General features: G+C 45.5%; 20 protein-coding genes. 11 read left to right on the top strand and 9 right to left on the bottom strand.

Annotated elements, in window-relative coordinates; genetic code table 11:
- Positions 1-156: 156 nt before the first annotated feature.
- On the bottom strand, positions 157-2,304 hold the full coding sequence (gene pta, locus QO189_RS03815) for a phosphate acetyltransferase (RefSeq protein ID WP_201601371.1): 2,148 nt from the start codon (positions 2,302-2,304) through the stop codon (positions 157-159).
- Between the two features lie 134 nt (positions 2,305-2,438).
- Complete coding sequence (locus QO189_RS03810) at positions 2,439-3,671, bottom strand: acetate/propionate family kinase (protein WP_371531592.1); 1,233 nt, start codon at positions 3,669-3,671, stop codon at positions 2,439-2,441.
- A gap of 722 nt (positions 3,672-4,393) precedes the next feature.
- Here QO189_RS03810 and QO189_RS03805 point away from each other — a divergent pair.
- The 4 genes from QO189_RS03805 (at position 4,394) to QO189_RS03790 (ending at position 8,302) form a co-directional block, all read left to right on the top strand.
- On the top strand, positions 4,394-4,708 hold the full coding sequence (locus QO189_RS03805) for a lipoprotein (RefSeq protein WP_371531591.1): 315 nt from the start codon (positions 4,394-4,396) through the stop codon (positions 4,706-4,708).
- Between the two features lie 52 nt (positions 4,709-4,760).
- Positions 4,761-6,137, top strand: a complete 1,377-nt coding sequence (gene lysA / locus QO189_RS03800) for a diaminopimelate decarboxylase (RefSeq protein WP_371531590.1) — start codon at positions 4,761-4,763, stop codon at positions 6,135-6,137.
- 205 nt (positions 6,138-6,342) lie between these two features.
- Positions 6,343-7,230: a diaminopimelate epimerase gene (dapF, locus tag QO189_RS03795; RefSeq protein ID WP_371531589.1), complete on the top strand. Its 888-nt coding sequence runs from the start codon at positions 6,343-6,345 to the stop codon at positions 7,228-7,230.
- A 46-nt stretch (positions 7,231-7,276) separates the two neighbouring features.
- Positions 7,277-8,302, top strand: coding sequence for a tyrosine recombinase XerC (locus QO189_RS03790; RefSeq protein ID WP_371531788.1), 1,026 nt, complete (start codon positions 7,277-7,279; stop codon positions 8,300-8,302).
- 42 nt (positions 8,303-8,344) lie between these two features.
- Here the strand turns inward: QO189_RS03790 and QO189_RS03785 are convergent, their stop codons facing one another.
- Positions 8,345-9,244, bottom strand: coding sequence for a nitrilase-related carbon-nitrogen hydrolase (locus QO189_RS03785; protein WP_371531588.1), 900 nt, complete (start codon positions 9,242-9,244; stop codon positions 8,345-8,347).
- A 287-nt stretch (positions 9,245-9,531) separates the two neighbouring features.
- Between QO189_RS03785 and rpoN the strand changes: the two genes are divergently transcribed.
- Positions 9,532-11,178, top strand: coding sequence for an RNA polymerase factor sigma-54 (rpoN, locus tag QO189_RS03780; protein ID WP_371531587.1), 1,647 nt, complete (start codon positions 9,532-9,534; stop codon positions 11,176-11,178).
- 359 nt (positions 11,179-11,537) lie between these two features.
- Positions 11,538-11,918, top strand: coding sequence for a ribosome hibernation-promoting factor, HPF/YfiA family (hpf, locus tag QO189_RS03775; RefSeq protein ID WP_075105727.1), 381 nt, complete (start codon positions 11,538-11,540; stop codon positions 11,916-11,918).
- Positions 11,919-12,146: 228 nt separating this feature from the next.
- On the opposite strand, the gene thiS is transcribed toward hpf, so the two are convergent.
- The 4 genes from thiS to QO189_RS03755 form a co-directional block, all read right to left on the bottom strand.
- Positions 12,147-12,347 carry a sulfur carrier protein ThiS gene (gene thiS, locus QO189_RS03770; RefSeq protein WP_201601386.1) on the bottom strand — a complete coding sequence of 67 codons (201 nt, stop codon included), beginning with the start codon at positions 12,345-12,347 and terminating at the stop codon, positions 12,147-12,149.
- A gap of 147 nt (positions 12,348-12,494) precedes the next feature.
- Positions 12,495-12,869 (bottom strand): DUF423 domain-containing protein, encoded by a 375-nt coding sequence (locus tag QO189_RS03765; RefSeq protein ID WP_371531586.1) that lies wholly within the window; start codon positions 12,867-12,869, stop codon positions 12,495-12,497.
- A 24-nt stretch (positions 12,870-12,893) separates the two neighbouring features.
- On the bottom strand, positions 12,894-13,757 hold the full coding sequence (gene rpoH / locus QO189_RS03760; protein WP_201601468.1) for an RNA polymerase sigma factor RpoH: 864 nt from the start codon (positions 13,755-13,757) through the stop codon (positions 12,894-12,896).
- Positions 13,758-13,998: 241 nt separating this feature from the next.
- On the bottom strand, positions 13,999-14,466 hold the full coding sequence (locus tag QO189_RS03755) for a sulfurtransferase TusA family protein (RefSeq protein ID WP_371531585.1): 468 nt from the start codon (positions 14,464-14,466) through the stop codon (positions 13,999-14,001).
- Between the two features lie 320 nt (positions 14,467-14,786).
- On the opposite strand from QO189_RS03755, the gene QO189_RS03750 reads away from it, so the two are divergent.
- Complete coding sequence (locus QO189_RS03750) at positions 14,787-16,481, top strand: M48 family metalloprotease (protein WP_371531584.1); 1,695 nt, start codon at positions 14,787-14,789, stop codon at positions 16,479-16,481.
- Positions 16,482-16,584: 103 nt separating this feature from the next.
- On the opposite strand, the gene QO189_RS03745 is transcribed toward QO189_RS03750, so the two are convergent.
- Together QO189_RS03745 and rpsU are read right to left on the bottom strand one after the other, a co-directional pair.
- The gene (locus QO189_RS03745) at positions 16,585-17,034 is read right to left on the bottom strand and encodes a GatB/YqeY domain-containing protein (RefSeq protein ID WP_371531583.1); all 450 of its coding nucleotides are present in this window, start codon (positions 17,032-17,034) and stop codon (positions 16,585-16,587) included.
- A gap of 206 nt (positions 17,035-17,240) precedes the next feature.
- Positions 17,241-17,456, bottom strand: coding sequence for a 30S ribosomal protein S21 (gene rpsU / locus QO189_RS03740; protein WP_010195908.1), 216 nt, complete (start codon positions 17,454-17,456; stop codon positions 17,241-17,243).
- Positions 17,457-18,095: 639 nt separating this feature from the next.
- On the opposite strand from rpsU, the gene QO189_RS03735 reads away from it, so the two are divergent.
- The 4 genes from QO189_RS03735 to crcB all read left to right on the top strand — a co-directional run bounded on the left by QO189_RS03735 (position 18,096) and on the right by crcB (position 20,723).
- Entirely contained in the window at positions 18,096-18,455 is a 360-nt protein-coding gene (locus QO189_RS03735; RefSeq protein WP_371531582.1) for a hypothetical protein, read from the top strand.
- An 89-nt stretch (positions 18,456-18,544) separates the two neighbouring features.
- Positions 18,545-19,048, top strand: a complete 504-nt coding sequence (locus QO189_RS03730; RefSeq protein ID WP_371531581.1) for a cytochrome c5 family protein — start codon at positions 18,545-18,547, stop codon at positions 19,046-19,048.
- A gap of 221 nt (positions 19,049-19,269) precedes the next feature.
- Positions 19,270-20,307 (top strand): tRNA (adenosine(37)-N6)-threonylcarbamoyltransferase complex transferase subunit TsaD, encoded by a 1,038-nt coding sequence (gene tsaD / locus QO189_RS03725; protein ID WP_371531580.1) that lies wholly within the window; start codon positions 19,270-19,272, stop codon positions 20,305-20,307.
- Between the two features lie 44 nt (positions 20,308-20,351).
- Positions 20,352-20,723, top strand: coding sequence for a fluoride efflux transporter CrcB (crcB, locus tag QO189_RS03720; protein ID WP_371531579.1), 372 nt, complete (start codon positions 20,352-20,354; stop codon positions 20,721-20,723).
- Positions 20,724-20,746 lie beyond the last annotated feature (23 nt).

The following is a 20,746-nucleotide window of genomic DNA, read 5'->3' as shown; positions in this document are numbered from 1 at the left end:
TCTATCACCACCTATAGTCAGTGAAAATTAATACCGCTACATTATGCACTGTTAAATCAATTTTTTTGCTTGCTGTGCCTGCGCAGACAGAGAAAACCGACCATCATGACGATAGTCGGCGATATAAAGGACTTTAATTAGCAAGTATGACAGCGATTAAATCAGGTCGCTATACGCTTGGATAGCGGTTAGCGCGATGGTATAGACGATATCATCAACGAGCGCGCCACGTGATAGATCATTGACTGGTTTGTTTAAGCCTTGAAGCATAGGTCCAACGCTGATGACATTGGCGCTACGCTGCACTGCTTTATACGTGGTGTTACCAGTATTAAGATCAGGGAAAATAAAGACGTTGGCTTGACCTGCGACAGGAGAGTCAGGCGCTTTTTGCTTACCCACGCTCATGACCGAGGCGGCATCATACTGTAGTGGGCCGTCGACTTTGAGGTTTGGCGCACGCTCACGGACGATTTGAGTGGCACGGGCGACTTTTTCGACATCCGCGCCTGCGCCTGATGAGCCCGTAGAATAGCTGATCATCGCGACTTTTGGATCGATACCAAAGGCAGCAGCAGACTGTGCCGATTGGATGGCAATTTCTGCCAACTCTTCAGCATTCGGATCAGGATTGATCGCACAGTCACCATAGACAACCACTTGCTCAGGCAACAGCATAAAGAACACTGACGATACGAGCGAGTACTGCGGCGCGGTTTTGATTAATTGAAACGCTGGGCGTACGGTATTGGCAGTGGTATGAATCGCACCTGAGACCAGACCATCGACCTCATCTAGCTGGAGCATGATGGTGCCAAGATATACCGTATCTTTTAAATATTCAGCGGCGACGTCCGCGCCAGTTTTGCCTTTGCGGCGCTCCACGACGGCAGCGATATATTTGCTCATATCAAGGGTGTCGGGGTCGATGATTTCTAGACCTTCTGGCAACGTCAAATCGCGATTTTTGGCGACTTGCTCGACATCGCTACGCTTGGCCAGTAGTACGCAGTTGGCAATACCGCGGCTTTGACAGATACAGGCCGCTTCGACGGTACGTGGCTCAGAACCTTCTGGCAATACGATACGTTTTTTGGCGTGCTGTGATTTTTTGACCAACTGGTGGCGAAACGCAGATGGGGACAAGCGCGGTTCATGATTACGGCTAAAGTATTCTTTAATCCAGCTCAAATCCAAATGAGCAGCGACATAACGTGCCACTTCTTCTGCACGCTCAGTGTCATCGCTTGGAATCTCAGAACTCATATGCATCAAGCTTTGCACCGTCTGATAGCTGTCGCTCTCTACGCTCATGACAGGGATGCCGGTTTTGAGCGCTGATTGCCAAAGCTCAGCGACCGTTTTGCTTGGGGTGATACCGCCAGTGAGTACCAGACCTGCCAATGGAATCCCATTAATACAGGCCAATCCAGCAGCCAGCAATAAATCATCACGGTCACCAGGCACCACCATTAACGTACCGCGCTTAAAAACTTCGTTGACACGTGCTACCGAGCGCGCCGTTAGACTGATGCGATTGATGCGACGTGTTTTTGCTTCACCGACATTGAGCCAAGTAGCATCCAGCTCTGTGGCAATATCCCATGTGCGCGGTACTGATAACGAATCGCTGAAGGGGACGACACCGATGAGGCGAAACGCATCAGTATTGAACGAAGGCGATAGGCGCTGCACTTCTTGCAAAAAGGTTGGATCTAAGCTGACGACTGCCTCACCCGGAGCGACTGGTTGATTTTCAAAGGTATTGGGCACGTCTTGTACCCGCATCAAGATCACGCCAAGCGTACGTGCATCCATGACACCGCCGAACTCGCGAGCATGCACATCTAATTTGTCTGCTAAATAGGCAGGCTTGCTGATATCAGCCGTACTGACAAATATAATCTTGGCATCTAAAGCATGGGCAAGCGCACGGTTGATTTGTGAGGCGTAAGAGGTCTCAGTGGTCGGCACCAGACCTTCACAGATGATGACGTCAGGACCATCATCGATCGTGTGATAATTGGCAATCACTTCTTCCATCAAATCATCAAGATTGCCATCGCCTAGCATCCGCTCGACGTGCTGACGGCTGATCGATTTGGGCGGCTTTAGACCAAAGGCATGCATGGTCAATGCGCTTGAGCTGTCTAAGCTGTGCTGTTTATCTAGTGTATCGTCTTGCAAAAACGGCTTCATAAAGCCCGCTTTGATACCGTTGTAATCAAACGCGCGAATTAGGCCAAGCGCGGCTGATGTCACACCGATACCGCGGCTAATGGGAACAAGTAAAATGGTCTGCATAGTGTATCCTACGGTTTATTTTATTATTAAGTTCAATTCACCCTTGGCAGAATGAGCAATGTGTTGAGTATTTACGCCATAGCTTTGTAGCAAATGTTAATTATATAGATATGGCGTATCAAACACGCTCACGCTTATATTAAATTCAATGCCTGACGAGTCTCTTGAGCAATACGGTATTCTTCATCGGTTGGGACGACCCATAGCTCGATACTGCTGTCCTCTGCGTGGAAGTTGCCTTCTTTACCACGAACCAAACTGGCATTTTTGTCAGCATCTATTTTGATACCGAAATGACGCATCACTGCCAAAATTTTGGTACGTGTAATGTCGGAGTTCTCACCGATACCGCCAGTAAAGACAATACCAGTAAACTCTGGTAGCGCACAGCTAAGACTGGCCAGATATTTACCAGCACGATAGCAGAACATCTCGATAGCGAGCTGCGCATCTTCGTGACCTTCACTGGCTGCTTGCTCAATAGTACGCAAGTCGTTAGACAGTCCTGAGATGCCGAGTAGACCGCTGTCATTATTAAGCATTTTGTCGGTCTCTTCTAAGCTCATATCGAGCTGGCGTTTTAGATGCATATGCAAGCTAGGATCGACATCGCCACTACGCGTGCCCATCATAAGGCCCTCAAGCGGGGTCAAACCCATGCTGGTATCGAGACTTTTGCCATCGTATACCGCCGCGATTGAACAACCATTACCCAAATGCGCGGTCAACCAACCATGCGGGCCTTTTGCCTCGGTGATTTGGCTGGCACGCTCTGAGACATAGGCGTGAGACGTACCATGAAAACCATAGCGACGGATTCTATGTTCTTCGTATAGATATTTTGGTAGCGCATAGCGAAAAGCAACGGGTGGCATGGTCTGGTGAAAAGCGGTGTCAAACACCACTACTTGTGGCATATCAGGATAGATCGCCTGAACCGCTTCGATACCTAGGGCGTTTGCAGGGTTGTGTAGCGGAGCTAGTATTTTGAGACGTTTCACTTCTGCCAATGCATGCTCGTCAACGCGAACGGCTTTAGAATATTCGCGACCACCATGTACCACACGATGACCGACGGCGATGAAATGGTACTGCTCTAGTAGCTCAAGGATTTTTTGTAGTGCCAGCTTATGGCGACCACCAGGGATAGAGATTTCAAGCTTTTCACCGTTTAAGGTCGTGTGTTTGATACGGGCGGTATCGAGACCTAGGTTTTCGGCAAGACCGGTGATACGAGTAGAGTTGTCATCGCTAATCAACGCGTATTTGATGGAAGACGAGCCGCAGTTTAAAACCAAAGTTGGGCTGGTCAGGGTTGATGTTTCAGAGTTCTTATCATCAAAAGTGGTCGTTAGGCTGGCGCTCATACTCTATCCTTAGATTGGTTTTTATAGGTGGGTTTTTGTAGGTAGAAAATCATCATATCGTCAGATTACTATGATAAAAACGACACTGACATCGCATCGTGTTCATATTAAGGTGATGATAGATTGATCGTGTTTAACATAAAATTAGCCATACCCATGCTGATCTATCAAACAAGTATATGATCGATCTTAGTCATACTGAGGCTGATAATTTTATCTTATCACTACATAGCAGTACCGCTGAATCGCAGGCCTGCGCCTCATCATAGCCGTAAGGTCGCGGTATAATGTAACATATTTTTGTAGCTATACCGCGATAACGGTAAGGTTTAAAATTGTTGTCTATCAAGCGTTCAAAATATTGGTACATCTGTTATAGCTAGTGGCTCCTATGTACTTTAGCCATTGATTATTGGCTGTTGTAGAGCTGCCTTGTGAATATCAAAAATTGTAAGAAATATTGTCTAAATACCTATCAGACACGTTTTTATGCGCAGATTATCAAGCGATATCGTCAGTAAATTATGATAAAAGCATCAAACCAATCCCCGCTATGAGCCAAATTTATTAGCCAATGCTGTTCAGTATGCGTACAGCTTTGTGTCATAATGCTATGATTAAAACTTTGATATTGGCTATTTTTGGGCTGCCTTTTTCGCTCTTTATTTATCACGATTTTTTATCGCACTTACACCGCTACACGCTCACAGGTTATCCACTTTATGTCTACTATACCTCGCTCATCAGAAACTGGGCATATCGCCTTATGGAGACTTGTCAGTCGCCGCGCCATTACTGCTTTAGTCATTGGCAGTGCGATGATGGTAGGGTTGTCAGGCTGCGGACAAAAAGGCGCTTTGTACTTAGCCGACTCCAGTAGCCAAACGATAGAGGGTAGCTCGTCTGTACTGAGTAGTACAAGTAACCCACAAGATGCCGCTTTTGCAGGTATTGATGATGATACTTATGAGAAAAACGACTATTTAGATGAGCAGCAAATACTGCCTGAGCCGAGTACCGACCCTAACGATTATTAACTTAAACTTTTATTCTTACCCTTGATACCCTGATTATATTAGAGATGTTTATATGAGTCATTCTGAACTACCTGCTGACGTAACCGATTCTGCCAATGGTGAATCTGTCACTATCCAAACTGAGCAAGGTCTATATGTTGATCCTAAAGCGTTAAGCGCTCATCTGCCCGCGTTGAGCTATCGCGACGATGCACTATATATGGAGCAGGTCAGTGTTGATGAGTTGGCAAAACAATATGGTACGCCATGCTATGTCTACTCAAAGCAGGCGATACTGGATGTTTATAAAGCCTATACCGATAGCTTCGCCAGTCTCAATCATCAGGTATGCTATGCGGTAAAAGCAAACTCGAATCTTGCAGTGCTTGGGGTGTTAGCGCAGGCAGGCGCTGGGTTTGATATTGTCTCTCGTGGTGAGCTGATGCGCGTACTGGCTGCAGGTGGCGAGGCGGCGCGCGTTGTCTTCTCAGGCGTTGGCAAAACTTATGGCGATATCGAATATGCACTGACCCAAGGTATTGGCTGCTTTAATGTCGAGTCAGTCAGTGAGTTGACCTTGATTAACGAGGTAGCGGCAGCACTTGATAAGCGTGCGCCAATCTCATTACGCGTCAATCCAAATGTCGATGCCAAGACGCATCCGTATATCTCAACGGGTCTTAAAGACAACAAGTTCGGTATTACTCACGAAGACGCCCTAGCGGTCTATCAGCAAGCGGCGGATTTATCGCATATTGATATCGTTGGTATTGATTGTCACATTGGCTCGCAGCTGACTGAAGTCGCGCCGTTTGTCGCCGCACTAGATAAAGTTATTGAGCTGATACATAGCCTGCGTGATCATGGTATTGAGCTGCGTCACATTGATTTGGGTGGCGGTCTAGGCGTGCGTTATATTGATGAGACGCCCGTGTCTATCGATGAGTTTGCCGAGGCTTTATTGCCAAAATTGAGCGAGCTTGGTTTGACTGTATTCTTTGAGCCGGGTCGTAGTATCGTTGCCAATGCTGGCGTGCTATTGACGCAAGTCGATGTACTCAAGCCGACTGAGCATAAAAACTTTGCGATCGTCGATGCCGCGATGAACGACTTGATTCGTCCTGCTTTATATCAAGCTGAAATGGCCGTGATTCCAAGTACATTGCCGAGCGATGGCATTGATACAAATGGTACAAAGCCGTGGGACATCGTTGGCGCGATTTGTGAGACAGGGGATTTCTTAGCAAAAGACCGCTTACTATCACTTGCTGAAGGTGATGTGCTGGCTATGACAGGCGCGGGTGCTTATGGCTTTACCATGAGTAGTAATTACAACTCGCGTCCGCGTGCCAGCGAAGTGATGGTGTCAGGTAATAACCATCAGCTCATCCGCAAACGTGAAACGGTTGAAGCATTGTATGCTGACGAAATATTGTGGCAGGATAAATAAAACAGCCAACACTGAAACTGTTTTTGCACAATAAATAAAACCCACCGTGATGATAACGGTGGGTTTTTTATGGCAAACTCGAATGGTGTATATCAAGTTTGAAGTATAACGATAAGTTGGTATTTGATAGCGGTGATAATTATGATTGTAACTGACAGCGTGCTAATATAAGCCATACATAAAAATAGGATAGGACATCAAAGATATGCTAATAGAGTTTACTAAAATGCATGGGTTGGGCAATGATTTTATGGTTATCGATTTGGTGACCCAGCGCTTAGATTTGACCAAGGAGTTGGTAGAGTTATTGGGAGATCGTCACCTAGGTATTGGCTTTGATCAGTTGCTCGTGGTCGAGCCACCGATGCGCCCCGATGTTGATTTTAGTTACCGTATTTTTAACACGGATGGTACCGAGGTGGAGCAATGCGGCAATGGTGCGCGCTGTTTCGCTCGTTTTGTCCAAGCGCGCAAGCTATCATTTAAGCAGCGTCTGCGTGTTGAGACGGCGAGTGGCATTATCTCTTTGACTACTGATCGGTTTGGTTGGGTAGAAGTCGACATGGGTAAGCCCAAGTTTGAGCCAAATGAGATACCCTTTAGCCCAAGAGCCACGACCAAAATCCAAAACACTTATCACCTAGATGTAAATGGCACGCCTGTGCAGCTATATGTCGCCAATATGGGCAACCCACATGCTGTTATTAAAGTTGATGACGTGCTGGACGCCGAAGTTGAAACGTTAGGCAAGGCCATTGAGTCCCATCCAGCATTTCCAGATCGCGTCAACGTGGGCTTCATGCAAGTGATGAACCAGCGTCATATTCGTCTGCGTGTGTATGAGCGCGGCGTGGGCGAGACGCAAGCTTGCGGCACGGGCGCCTGTGCAGCAGTTGCAGTCGGTATAAGAGAGGGCTGGCTCGACGAAGGCGAAGAAGTGCGCGCGCAGCTCTATGGTGGCAGCATGATCATCAAGTGGCAGCCAGGCTATTCAGTTATGATGACAGGTCCGACTGCTTTTGTTTATGAAGGGGTCTTTAGTCCAGATGGTTTGATGGCGCAAGTAGGTATTAAGCCAAGTTCTGAAGGCTGATATCTGTCGTTAGACAAATGATATCAATAACATGGGTGCTTCTGATATGGTTATGTCCACTCATCAAGATGGTCAGACAACGCAAACGGCACCTTGGCTATCAGCCGAGCTGGCAGCAAGTATAGAGTCAGATGCCGCGCTACGAGCTTTATTAGCACCTGTCCATCGTTGGCTCAATACGCTGTCTGTGCGCAACCATTCGCCGCATACGCTGACTGCTTATTTTGCTGGCTTAAACCAATTAGCATTGTTCTTGCGCGGTAAGCGTCTGACGTGGACGCGCTGTGATAAGCGCCAATTGGCTCAGCATATTAGTCAGCGCCTCGATGAAGACAAGCTTGCGCTTGCTAGCGTTCAGCAAGAGCTGTCAGCGATTCGGCATTTTTATGGTTGGCTCATAGAGGAGGATTTGGCGCGTATCAATCCAACGACTGGCTATCAGCTCAAGCGTAGCCCTAGACCATTACCTTCGATTGCTGATGTGGATTTATTGACGCAATTATTGGATCAACAAATCCCTGATACACCAGAGCAGGCGCGCTTGTGGTTGCGTGATAAAGCCATGTTTGAGCTGCTCTATAGTAGTGGTCTACGTGTTGGCGAGTTGGTCGCACTCGATATGGCTGATGTGGACTTGTCTGATTTTCGGGTGCGCGTTACTGGTAAGGGTAATAAAACCCGCTTAGTACCATTAGGCGCAAAGGCAGCAGAGGCGATAACGCGCTATCTTCCGCATCGCAATCTATGGGTTGAGCAGATGGACAATGCCTTGTTCATTAGCGAAAAACTCGGCACCAGACTATCGACGCGAGCAGTACAGCAGCGTTTGAAGGTTGCTGCTACTCGCGCAGGTATTGCACAAAACATGTATCCACATCTACTGCGTCATTGCTTTGCCTCACACATGCTGTCAGGTAGTGGTGACTTGCGTGCGGTGCAGGAGATGTTAGGGCATAGCGATATCAGCACCACGCAAATTTATACCCATGTTGATTTTGCCAAATTGACCCAAGTATATGACCGCGCTCATCCGCGAGCGACCCACACTCAAAATGATGAAAATCCTACCTAATTAAGTAGTTTACGGTTTAAGTAATCTATGTTACTTCCTAAGTTACGCCAAACGGTGACAATCAAAGATAGGTAATTTCTGTCGACCTTGCACTTGAGCTTGCTTGTCTAACGATGCCATGACGATGGCGTATCCTTTATCTATGTCAGATGTCGTAGACAGATTTAGCTCACTGCTATCATGACTCGCAATAACGCTGCCGTCAAAAGCAGTAATGGCGGTATGTCCCCACGTCTGGCGAGTATTGCCATCTTTATACGCATGATCGCCGCCCTGTGCTGCCCCAATCACCATACACTGACTGTCCAAAGCACGTGCCTGTAATAATAGCGACCAATGCGCTTGCCCAGTCAGATAAGTAAAAGCAGAAGGTGCGCTTAATATATCAGCACCTGCTTGACGTAAGCGCTGCGCTAGAGCAGGAAAACGCAAATCAAAACAGACCATCATACCCAACTGATAGACAGTGTCGCCGGACTCAAGAGGCGCAACCACGGTCTGCGTGCCCGGCTCAAACGTCGCCGCTTCATTGTAGCTGCCTTGCTTGTCGGCCACGGTCGCGGTGAACAGATGGATCTTGTCGTAGCGAGCCACTCGCGACCCATCTGGCGCAAACAACTGACTAACTTGGCGTAGCCGACCATCAGGAACGACCATGCCATCAGGCCGATAAGGGCAAGGCAGTGAGCCTGCCAGTAGATATATATTATGAGTGCGGGCATACTCTGCCATCGTCGCTGAGAGCGCGTCAAAACGCTCTGCAGTCGCAAACTGCTGGCCCATGCTACAGCAGTTTTCAGGTACGACAACGAGTTCAGCACCTTGCGATTTGGCATCAATGATCGCCGCTTTTATATTCGCTAAATTGCTATCGATGTCTTGCTGACTGTTCATTTGAATGGCAGCTGTGCTAAATTGAGGGATATTTGTTTGGTCATGCATGACAATATTCTCCGTAAATGTTGAGTATTGATGGTCGCTCATTACGTTATTTTTATAATAAAATTTTGATGATCGTGAACAGGCCATTCATATTTATTGGTTGGCTATTGAGATAAAAGTGATAGGTTTATATAAGAAACATACCAATCGTATCTGGGTAGAATATAAATTATCGTAGCAAAATTGTCACAAAAAATGCTATCGTCATGTCCTGATTAGGTTATGTCACGGCCTCAATTGGCAAAATAAATATAATATCACCAAAATTGGAGTGTAATAAGCCGCCCATGAGTATGTCATTCGGATTGGCGAGCACGCTAAGCACCTCACAAAAACTGACACCGCAAATGCAGCAAGCCATTAAATTGCTGCAGCTCTCTAGTCTTGAGCTCGCACAAGAGGTTCAAGCCAAACTGGATAGTAATCCGCTGCTTGAACGTATCGAAGAAGATGATGACGAGTACGAGAGTAACCGTGACGATAGAGCAGATGAGCTAAGTGAGTCATTAACACTTGATAGCTGGAACCAAAGCAGCAGTGACGCATCTAGCGCAGGATCTGATAACCATACAGACTATGGTGACGATAGCACTGACAGTTGGGAGAAACTGCAGCAATCTAGTATTGATGACGGGGCGATGGATAGTGACAGCAGTTTTGACACTGATAGCTTCGATGCTAGCAGCTTTGATAAAGATAATTACGCTTCGACATCAACAGGCGCAGGCAATAATAGAGGCGATGAGGATTTTGATAGTTATCAGGGCGGTACTTCGTCGACTATCCAAGATCACGTACGTTGGCAGCTCAATTTTAAGCGTCTATCAGAAGCGGACACCCTGATTGCAGAGTATTTGATGGACTCTATGGATGACATGGGTTTCATACGAATTGATATCGATGAGTTGCTACAGAGCTTTGATACCATGGCCAACTTTTATCAGTGGGATGAACGCGTTGAGTACGACGAGGTCATGGCCGTGTTGCGTATGATTCAATCTTGCGATCCGATTGGCGTTGGCGCACGTCATTTGAGTGAGTGTCTAGCGATTCAATTGTCCAAGCTAGATGCCAATACCCAATATCTTGAAGAAGCAAAAGCGCTGCTAACGGCGGGCGAGCATCTAGTCAGTAACAATATCAAAGCGCTTACTGAACGGACAGGACTTGCCCCTGAGAAAATCACCCCTGCGCTTACCTTACTGCGTACCTTAAACCCTTCACCCGGATTACTCTTTCAGATCAACCAGCCTGATTATACCCAGCAGCCCGACAGTTACGATATTCCAGATGTGTTAGTCACACCTATTAGGAGTCGTAAAGCCACTACCAATGCTGAGGCACTAGAAGATGGTTGGCATGTACGCCTCAATCCTGATACCTTGCCGAAGCTGCGGGTCAACCAAGAATATGCCAATTTAGTCAAACGCGGTGATGACAGCCCGGACAACCAATATCTACGCGAAAACCTCACCGATGCGCGCCTCTTTATCCGCAGTATTGAAGAGCGTAACCAAAACCTATTAAAAGTAGCAACCAGTATTGTGCGTTATCAGCAGGAGTTTTTGCAGCACGGTGCGACGGCCATGCAACCACTTATCCTAAAGGCAATCGCAGAAGAAGTGGATTTACACGAGTCCACCGTTTCACGTCTCACTACCAGTAAGACGATTTTGACACCGCAAGGACTATTTTCACTAAAGCACTTTTTTTCTTCTCACGTCAGCAGTTCGGATGGCGATATCTCATCAACGGCCATCAGTGCCATGATTAAAAAGCTAATCGCTGATGAAGATCCCAAAAAACCGCTATCGGATAGCCGTATTCAAAAAGAGTTATTGGCAGACGGTATCGATATTGCCAGAAGAACCGTTGCCAAATATCGTGAAGCCATGAATATTGGCTCATCCACTCAGCGCAAACAGAAGTATTAATCGTTTAAATACAGCTATCTATAAAGATATTGAGTAATCATTGATATTTCTGTAGCAAGATATAAAAAATAAAATTTTTTGATTATATAGAAACATGATAGAAACAACAGGTATTGTTACACTTAATTACAATTTAACGTCTTGCTACTATCTCTCTTTCATGACAAATTAGAGTCATACCAACAACGAAATCTAAGTGCCAATCTATAGTATTTACTTATAATGAATAAAGGAGACGATAAAAGGATACGTCGAAATCTTACTAGAGGCATTAGATGAATTATTGGTAAGGCAGGATGATAAGAGCAGGAATGCGACTTCATCTGTTGAATGTAAGTTACAAATACAAGGACAATAATATGAATGTTTCTATCAGTGGTCACCATATCAGTGTTACCGAAGCTATGGACACAGCAGTTCGTGAAAAGCTTGAAAAAGTAGAGCGACACTTTGATCAGATACAGAGTATTAAAGTGATATTATCACTAGACAATAGCGGCGCAAATGATGGCGGTAAAAAAAGCCATAAAGCTGAAGCAATTATGCGCGTCTCAGGTCAAGAAATGTTTGTCCAAGCATTAGAAGATGATATGTATAAAGCCATTAACGAGATGGCAGACAAACTTGATAGACAAGTACGCAAGTACAAAACCCGTCAAGAGCGCAAAAAGACTCAGGGTGCTGGGCGTGATGAGCGCTATCAAGACACCACTCCTGCTGAAGCAGTACCAGCAGCTTAATGATACGTTTGAATCACGTTGATTAAGTAGGCAATCAGATCATCAAGAGCGTCTGAACAAGCTAAAAAATAAGAAATTTGACAAACAGCTATTTCATTCATTGGTGATTTACAAAAGAAAAAAGACCTCGAACGTTTGACACGTTGAGGTCTTTTTTAGTACTTCTCTAATGATGCGGTTAAGACTTCATAATTAATAAAAACTAATGACAGACTGAAATATAAAAAATCAGCCTCCGCCCACAGCCTGTACTACCTCTATATTCATACCCTCTTCAATACGCAATTGAGCCAGCTCACTTTTTGGTATCAGGTCACCATCTACTTCGACGGCATAGCGTCCTTGACTGAGTCCAAGTTCATTGATGACTAATTGTACTGTCTGATGAGTGGTTTGTAAGTTTTTACCATTAACACTAATGGTGCTCATATACAATCCTCCTTAATAATTTGAAATTCCTTATATTAGCCGTCCTCTTGTATTAATCGAAATATAGGTGCTTTGAATCTTATAGGCGACTATTTGTATCTATACTCATAACATCAATCAATTTTCGGCAAGTATGAGTAGAATGGATTAATCCATTGAGCTCTCAAGTCGAAATGTAGAGATAGCAAGCCACAACCAACCTGCAATCATAAGAACCCCGCCAATGGGCGTAATCGCACCAAACCAGCGCGGTGCCCCAAGCGTCATAGCATACAGACTACCGGCAAATATAATAATACCGATTTGCAATAACCAAGCCGTAGTTTGAGTGGTATATTTTAAGCGTATCAGTAGGCCCACGACTAATAGACCCAGCGCATGTATGAACAAATACAGCGTCGCGGTATGCCACCATTCAAGCTGTTGTGCACTGACCATGCTTTCTAAACCATGAGCACCAAATGCACCCAAAGCGACAGCAATAGCCATATTAATTGCGGCAATACCGATCCAGTTTAGCATGGCAAAACTCGTATTTTTTTAGAGCTACTGAATGTCATCTGGCAAGATCACGCTATCAATGGTCATGGCATCGCGGATTTTGTCCATCGCGTTTTTTTCGATCTGACGGACACGTTCAGCCGAGATAGAGTAAACCGCTGCTAGCTCGTGCAAAGTGGACTTTTGCTCAGAGAGCCAACGCTGCTCAACGATATCGCGTGAACGGTCGTCTAATGTCCCCATAGCAGCGATCAACGCTGATGAGTTGTTTTCTTCCCAGTCTTCTTCTTCCAACTGTTCAGCAGGATCAATGCCATCTTCCAAAAACAGCTGCGGTGCATAACGACCATCATCATCGTCACTTGACTGTGCTTCAAATGAGGCATCATAAGAGGTCAGGCGCGACTCCATCTCTAGCACTTGCTTGCGCGTAACATTCAAGTCTTTGGCAATTGCGTCTGCTTCTTCTAGCGTGAGCTGATTATTGGTTTTCTTTAAACTACGTAAGTTAAAGAATAACTTGCGATGTGCTTTGGTGGTTGCGACTTTTACGATGCGCCAGTTACGGATGACAAATTCGTGAATTTCAGCTTTGATCCAATGTACAGCAAAAGACACCAAGCGCACACCTTTATTGGGATCGAAACGTTTGACCGCTTTCATCAGTCCCAGATTACCTTCTTGGATTAAATCAGCTTGTGGCAGTCCATAACCTGAGTAGCTACGTGCAATATGAATAACAAAACGCAGATGCGACATCACCAGCAGACGTGCTGCTTCAACATCGCCTTCATCATAATAGCGATGGGCGAGTTCTTGCTCTTGTACAGTAGTCAAGATAGGGATTTGATGAACAGTATTAATGTACGCACCCAAATTGACCCCTGGCGCTGACAAATGGGTTGGCATTGCCGGCACCAAATCACGTGTACTGGTATTCTCTAACGTACTGGCGTCATAAGGTGGGCGCTGTGCAGCTGCCTTTAGTGCAGCATCGCGCGCATCGTTTTTTATAGGAGCTGTGCTGTCTTTTTTATTCGCATTCGCAGCATCAGAAGTAGTAGTAGCCATATTCTTGACCTTGGTTAAATAGTTAAGCAAATAGTCAGATAAAAATCTCTATAGTTGTAATTGTAAAGGACAGCAGCGTTTAGTTGCTATCAGTTTTGGTAATGATGAAGTGATATATTGTAGCGAAACGCTGCAATGATGTGCTATTGCCTGACAAATCAGTAACTTCGTTGACGATTAACGCTAAGTAGTCGTTTGTCTGTGTTTGCTGACTCTGACGACAAAACGCTGTGATATCAGCTTGCGAATTAGGATCCGTCGCGACCACATATAATGATTCACCAGCGGCTACATCACGTAACGCAACTTTGGTTTTCAACAGTGGCATTGGGCATGCAAGCCCGCGACCATCGACTAAACGCTTGATATTTAGTAAAGGTTGCTCTTTATCTGTTTTCGTCTCAGTGTCAACATCTGAGCCACCATTCTCTACTGGCAATAAGTCTAACAGATGACTGATCTCTTGCTGCTCTGGATCGGATAAGCTCGCTGATAAGTAAATAGAGTGTGATGCACGTTTAATTGGTAATTGGCTATCAGCGGACATAATACAAACCTTACAAGTATCAATATTTTGGTTTTTTTATCAAAAAAGGCTCTAACAATTATTCTTGATTACCGTAAATATATTTACGGCAACCATGAGCTTACTATTATTGTGTTTAGCCATTATACCAAATAGCCGATGTATAATTGCATTTGAATATAATCAACGTCATGTTCGGTTCATTAGAATCACACAGTCATGTTGCACAATCGTGACGGGTGGCTGAGTGATTGGTAGCTAAGCACATAGTAGAATTGACCTTATACAAACAAGCTCGTATAGTCAAAAAGACGTCGTCAACAATCTGATAGGATACGAATTTGTACCACGCTAATAGACCGCCACGACTTGCTAAAGCCACCAGCCATTCGTTAAATAAGCTGTCGGAAAGCTCGCTATCTAAACTATTTGGGCAAACAGATAGCCGCAAATCTGTGGTTTTATCTTTTTCAAATAGTATCAAAATCGGACTATCAGTGACACTGCTGGTAATCGCTACAAGTGCTCATAGCAAGGATGGTGATGACAGCCAAGCTATGCCATTTGCCAATCATTCATGGAAAACAGTAGAGTCACAATCGTTAGAGCTACCCAATTTGCGCGGGCAAGGACTGAGCTTTGCTGAGCAGTATCAAAACAAAATGCTGGGTGAGTGGTCGTTACAGAACATCAATGGTCGTGTCAAAATGGAGCACGACCCTTGGGTGCAAGAGACGGTAAAAGACATGACATGGCGATTGAATGCCCAAGCCCGTCAGCAAGCACCACTTGGCTTAGTTATCCTTGATAATCCTAGCATCAATGCCTTTGCCGCACCTGGTGGAGTCATCGGGATCAATACAGGGACGATATTGGCCGCCAAAAGTATGGATGAGTTGGCAAGTGTCATCGCCCATGAAGTCGCGCACATCAGTCAACGGCACTATGAGCACAGCGCAGACGAGCGCAAAAAAGCCTTACTGATGCAAGTAGGCGGTATGTTGGCTGCGATTGCCGCATCAGCAGTCGATGGTGATGCGGCGGCGGCTGTAATGGCGGGTAGCCAGACAGCTTCTATGAATAGCAGCATGGCTTTTAGCCGTAACAACGAGCGCGAGGCTGACCGAGTAGGGATGCAAATCATGACTCAGGCAGGCTATGACCCTAGGGCAATGCCACGATTTTTTGCCACGATGAATCAACAAAGCCAGCTCAATCAGGTTGAAAATCGCTTTTTACCAAGCTTTGTGCGCTCGCACCCACTCAGTGATGAGCGACTGAGTGAGTCGCAGAGCCGTGCTGGGCAGTATCCCACACTGTCATTGAGCCAGCAGCAGCGCCATCAAGCCTTGTTTGATTTGCTCTATTGGCGTGTACAAATTACTGGCAAACATGCTTCTGAAGTGACGCTCACAACCGCTGCTAAGAATAGTCTGGGTGCCAAACTTGCTTTAATGAGCTGGTATGGAGAACAGCAGCGCATCAAAGAGGCTAATGAGGTATTGGCTGAGATACATAAACTCCCAAATACGCAGCGTCAAAGCCTAGAACCTTTGCTATCGATTACTCATAGTCAGCTTTTAAGTGAACAAGGCAAATGGCAACAAGCCGCAGATATTTTAGAGAGTCAGCAGCGTCTGTATCCTGAGCGCCGTGACTTACGCCTATATTTGGCGGAAGCACTGACCAATAGCAATCAGCCATCAAGGGCACAAGCACTGCTAAAACCACTCACAGAGCAACAACCAAGCGATCGCTATGCATGGCAAAGTCTGCAGCTTGCTAATGAAAAGCTCGCTAAAACTGCAACGTCACCACAACTGGCTAATATTGCAACGATCAACGCGTTGCGTTATCGCAGTTATGATCAACTTTGGAATGGGCGCTATGAGAGTGCGCTGACATCACTGACGCAGGCCAAGCAATTGACTGAAAACCTACAAGCCACAGCACAAAGCAATAGTGCGCGCCCGTTGCTAGCCAATATCAATGCAGAAATCAAAGCAATAAAAACCGCCAAAGACTTTGAGCCTTAGGCGGTTTGTAAATAGTCAGTTTTTTGTACAATAACGGGTGCGCTTGACGACATCATTCTCAGTAATAGCAGCTCATATACCGTTTGCTACCCAAAATGAAAAATTAGCCTTGTAACGCGTCTTTAACCATTTTAGAGATCAACGCAGGATCAGCGCGACCAGCGGTCTTGTTTTTCAGTACACCCATCACGCTGCCCATATCACGCATAGAAGTGGCACCTTGCTCTGCGATTTCAGCGTTGACCAATGTCATGATTTCATCATGACTCATTTGCTGCGGCATAAACTCATTGATAATATCAATTTCAAACTGCTCTTTGGTCGCCAAATCATCACGGCCATTTTCAGTAAAAATAGTGAGCGACTCTTGACGTTGTTTGAGCTGCTTTTGTAGCACTTCTAATACTTGCGCGTCATCAAGCTCTGTTTGACGATCAATCTCAATTTGTTTGACCACTGACTGTACGTTGCGCAGTATTTTGACACGCTCAAGCTCACGAGCTTTCATTGAAACTTTGATGTTGTCTGATAACGTCTGTTTAAGTTGGCTCACTGCTATTATCCTTATTCGTTTGTTAAATGCTATTTGTTAGGTACTGTTTAATGAGTTTTTTTGGGGTAAAACCTGCTGAGAGCGGGCTTTAATAAAAAATTGCGTCAGCAGTAACAACGAAAATTGTAGCATAAAAAACGCCACTGATATCGATGGATAACAGTGGCGTTAGTGTAGCACTTGTACTTAACTAATCAGATTATTGATTAGTACATACGAGTAGTACGAATAGTTTCGCGTTGTAATTTCTTCTTATAACGCTTTACGGCAGCAGCTTTTTTGCGCTTACGTACTTGCGTTGGTTTTTCATAAAACTCACGCTTACGTACGTCTGATAATACACCAGCTTTTTCACAAGCGCGCTTGAAACGACGGATAGCGATATCAACTGGTTCGTTTTCTTTAACCTTAACTGCAGGCATGAAGACTCCTCGATTAGGATGAGATATAAGGGCATTAGTTTGGCTGTGTGTTAGTATTTAGCCGTAATATCTCAAGATTACAGGCATCAGCTCAAACTAGGACAATTCTCACGCATTGGCGTAAGGGCAGGTATTTTAATAAAAAATATCAACAAAGTCAATGATTTTAACGGTTTATTGTCTATTTATCACTCGTTTAGAGCGGTATTTAAACTAAACAGTCTTATTTTGAGTGACGTCAAAACACAAATTTTACGGTCAATAAAAAGTCCCTACGGTCTATAACGGTTTAGTGGGAGTTTATGCTATGATATTTCCCATATTATAGGGTCTGTTTGATATTCAATTATTAGGGCTGCTGATGGCTAAAATGGCACCAAACTAGGCGAAAACCGACGATAATGTCGCGACCTTAGCTAGGGTTTCAACAACGTTTGGGGTAATTTAGCATCAGCCTTTTAGGGCAGTACTCTTTTTTGCCACTATATGGCGAAACGGTTTAGCCTAGAATGACTAGGCGTCAACCATTTCACTACATATTGTCTAAAAAATAGTGACTGCCAGCGCCATATTTGAATATCAAACAGACCCTAATAAGCATATAAACCGTTTTGTGCGTATTTTATTGAGGATGTTGGAATGAAAAAAACAGTATTGAACACGGTGTTGAGCACAGCTTTTATCGTGGCGTTGGGTGCGGGCGTGAGTGCTTGTAGCGGCGGCGAAGAGCATGAAGAAGTATTGGCGATCGATATGGTAGATGAAGCGGCTGAGCTAGCACGCGCAAATGCCCCTGAAGCAGAAGACATGGAGTTTCCGGAGACTTCTGCAACTGCAGTGGCAGACAATGCGACGGCAGCTGATGAAGCAGGTGCGACTGAATCTGAAGCGATGAGTGTTGAGCAAGAAATAACAGGCGATACTGAAGCGGATAGTGCTGATACCGCGGCTGCGCCTGCTGCCACTGACAGCGCCGATATGGCAACACCTGCTGAATAAGCCTTTAATTAGACTCGTAATATAATATTGCGAGTCTATGAACTGCTATAAAAAATTTGGCCACAGACGCATCAAATAAAGGTAAGGTCATGATTGATATACAGCGGCACATAAAGAGACTGAGCTTATCTGTCATCAGTCTGAGTGTGTTATTAGTATTGAGCGCTTGTAGTGGTGATAACGCGACTACGGAAGCGTCTACCGCAGCCAACGAACCTGCTGCGACGAGTGTTGAAGAAACAGTTGCAACAGAATCTGAAGCTACGGTGCCTGAATCTATGGTTGAATCTGAGTCTGCCGATATGGTGGTTGAAGAAGAGCCTGCCGTTGCCGCTGAGCCTGAAGTGTTCGCTGCAGATGCTGGTGCTAAACTTTACGAGTCAAACTGTAAGGTTTGCCATACAGCGGGTCTATTGAATGCACCGAAATATGGTGACACAGCCGCTTGGGCGACTCGTTTGACCAAAGATAAAGAAACGCTGTATATGCACTCTGCTAAGGGCTTCAATAAAATGCCAGCACAAGCGGTAGATGGTGTCAGTGAGGCACAAGTCAAAGCCGCTGTTGATTATATGCTCGCGTCAGTAAGCTGATACGGTATATATAGACGATATCAGTCATTGAAATTTGTTAAACTGACCGTCATTGTGACTAACAATGGCGGCTTTTTTATGCGCGTTTTTTATTACTATCGATTTTAACAATATGACTAGCTGTGCGAAGCTGATTTGATTCGCTACTCAAAATTTTAAAGTGATATACAATAAAAGCGCGGCAAAAAATGGTCCGAAAACGAAAGCATAAAGGCAAAAGTATGAAGGTATTGGGTTTAGAGACGTCTTGTGATGAAACTGGGCTGGCGATCTTTGATAGCGAGCAGATCAATAGTGACAATCAAGGGTTGGTTGGGCAAGTACTGTACTCACAGATTGAGCTGCATACGCTCTATGGCGGCGTTGTACCTGAGCTTGCCAGTCGTGATCATATTCGTAAGCTTGTGCCCTTACTCAACGAGCTGCTTGAGCAGTGTGACATGAAAAAGAGCGAGATTGATGCGATCGCCTTTACCAAAGGTCCAGGCCTCATCGGTGCGTTAATGACTGGCGCATTATTTGGGCGTAGCTTAGCCTATGGTTTGGGTATTCCTGCCATCGGTATTCATCATATGGAAGGGCACTTGCTCGCGCCGCTTATGGGCGCCAATCCACCCGCCTTTCCATTTGTCTCGCTGTTAGTCTCTGGCGGTCATACCTTACTTATTGCCGCTCATGGTGTGGGACAGTATGAGATATTGGGTGAGTCGATAGATGACGCGGCGGGCGAGTGCTTTGATAAAGCTGCTAAGATGCTGGGCTTGCCTTATCCCGGTGGCCCTAATATTGCCAAACTGGCAGAAACTGGCAATCCTGATGCTTACGCACTGCCAAGACCGATGCTTCATCGAGGTTTGGACTTTTCATTTAGTGGTATGAAAACAGCGGTACATAATCTGATCAAAGACACCGATGGCTCGGATAGTGATCCGCAAGTTCGTGCGGATATCGCCGCGAGCTTCCAACATGCAGTGGTCGATACACTAGTGAAAAAATGTGTTAAAGCACTCAAGCAAGCAGATATGAGCCGTCTGGTCATTGCAGGCGGTGTCAGTGCCAATACGCATCTGCGCGAGATGCTAGAGGCAGAGCTGGCTAGGATCAATGCTACGGTCCACTATGCACCGCCCGCGCTGTGTACAGACAATGGCGCGATGATTGCTTATGCAGGGTTTGAGCGCTTGCAGGCAGGACAGTCTGATGACTTGGCCGTTAGCTGTATTCCGCGCTGGCCAATGACAGAGTTACCAGCCGTATAATTGAGCTTTTTGTCCACCAAACCTATTTGAACTAAGGACAGTCTATGCAGTGGCTTGCTATTGGTCTGGGAGCAGCATTTGGTGCTTGCCTGCGAGCGTGGCTCTCGCGTTTCAATGCTTTAAATAGTTGGGTACCACTTGGGACTCTGAGCGCTAACATACTGGGCGGGCTTCTAATTGGGCTTGCGCTGGTGTGGTTTGAGCGTATGGGAAGCAATCTATCTGATCATGTGCGTGTCTTTGTGATTACTGGCTTTTTGGGTGGGTTAACTACCTTTAGTACGTTCAGTGCAGAAGTATTTGGCTTTATTCATGATGGGCGGCTGCTGGCAGGCTTAGCGCTCATCGGTTTGCATGTTGGATTGACATTATTAGCAACCGCGCTTGGCTTTTATTTCTTTAAGTTGGTTTTGTAGGCGTTGATAGATATTAATCGTTC

The organism is Psychrobacter sp. Arc29 (genome assembly GCF_041431175.1).
In the GTDB taxonomy this organism is placed as follows: domain Bacteria; phylum Pseudomonadota; class Gammaproteobacteria; order Pseudomonadales; family Moraxellaceae; genus Psychrobacter.
The sequence above is the reverse complement of the archived record's forward strand: the minus strand, read 5'-3'. Positions and strand labels throughout refer to the sequence as shown.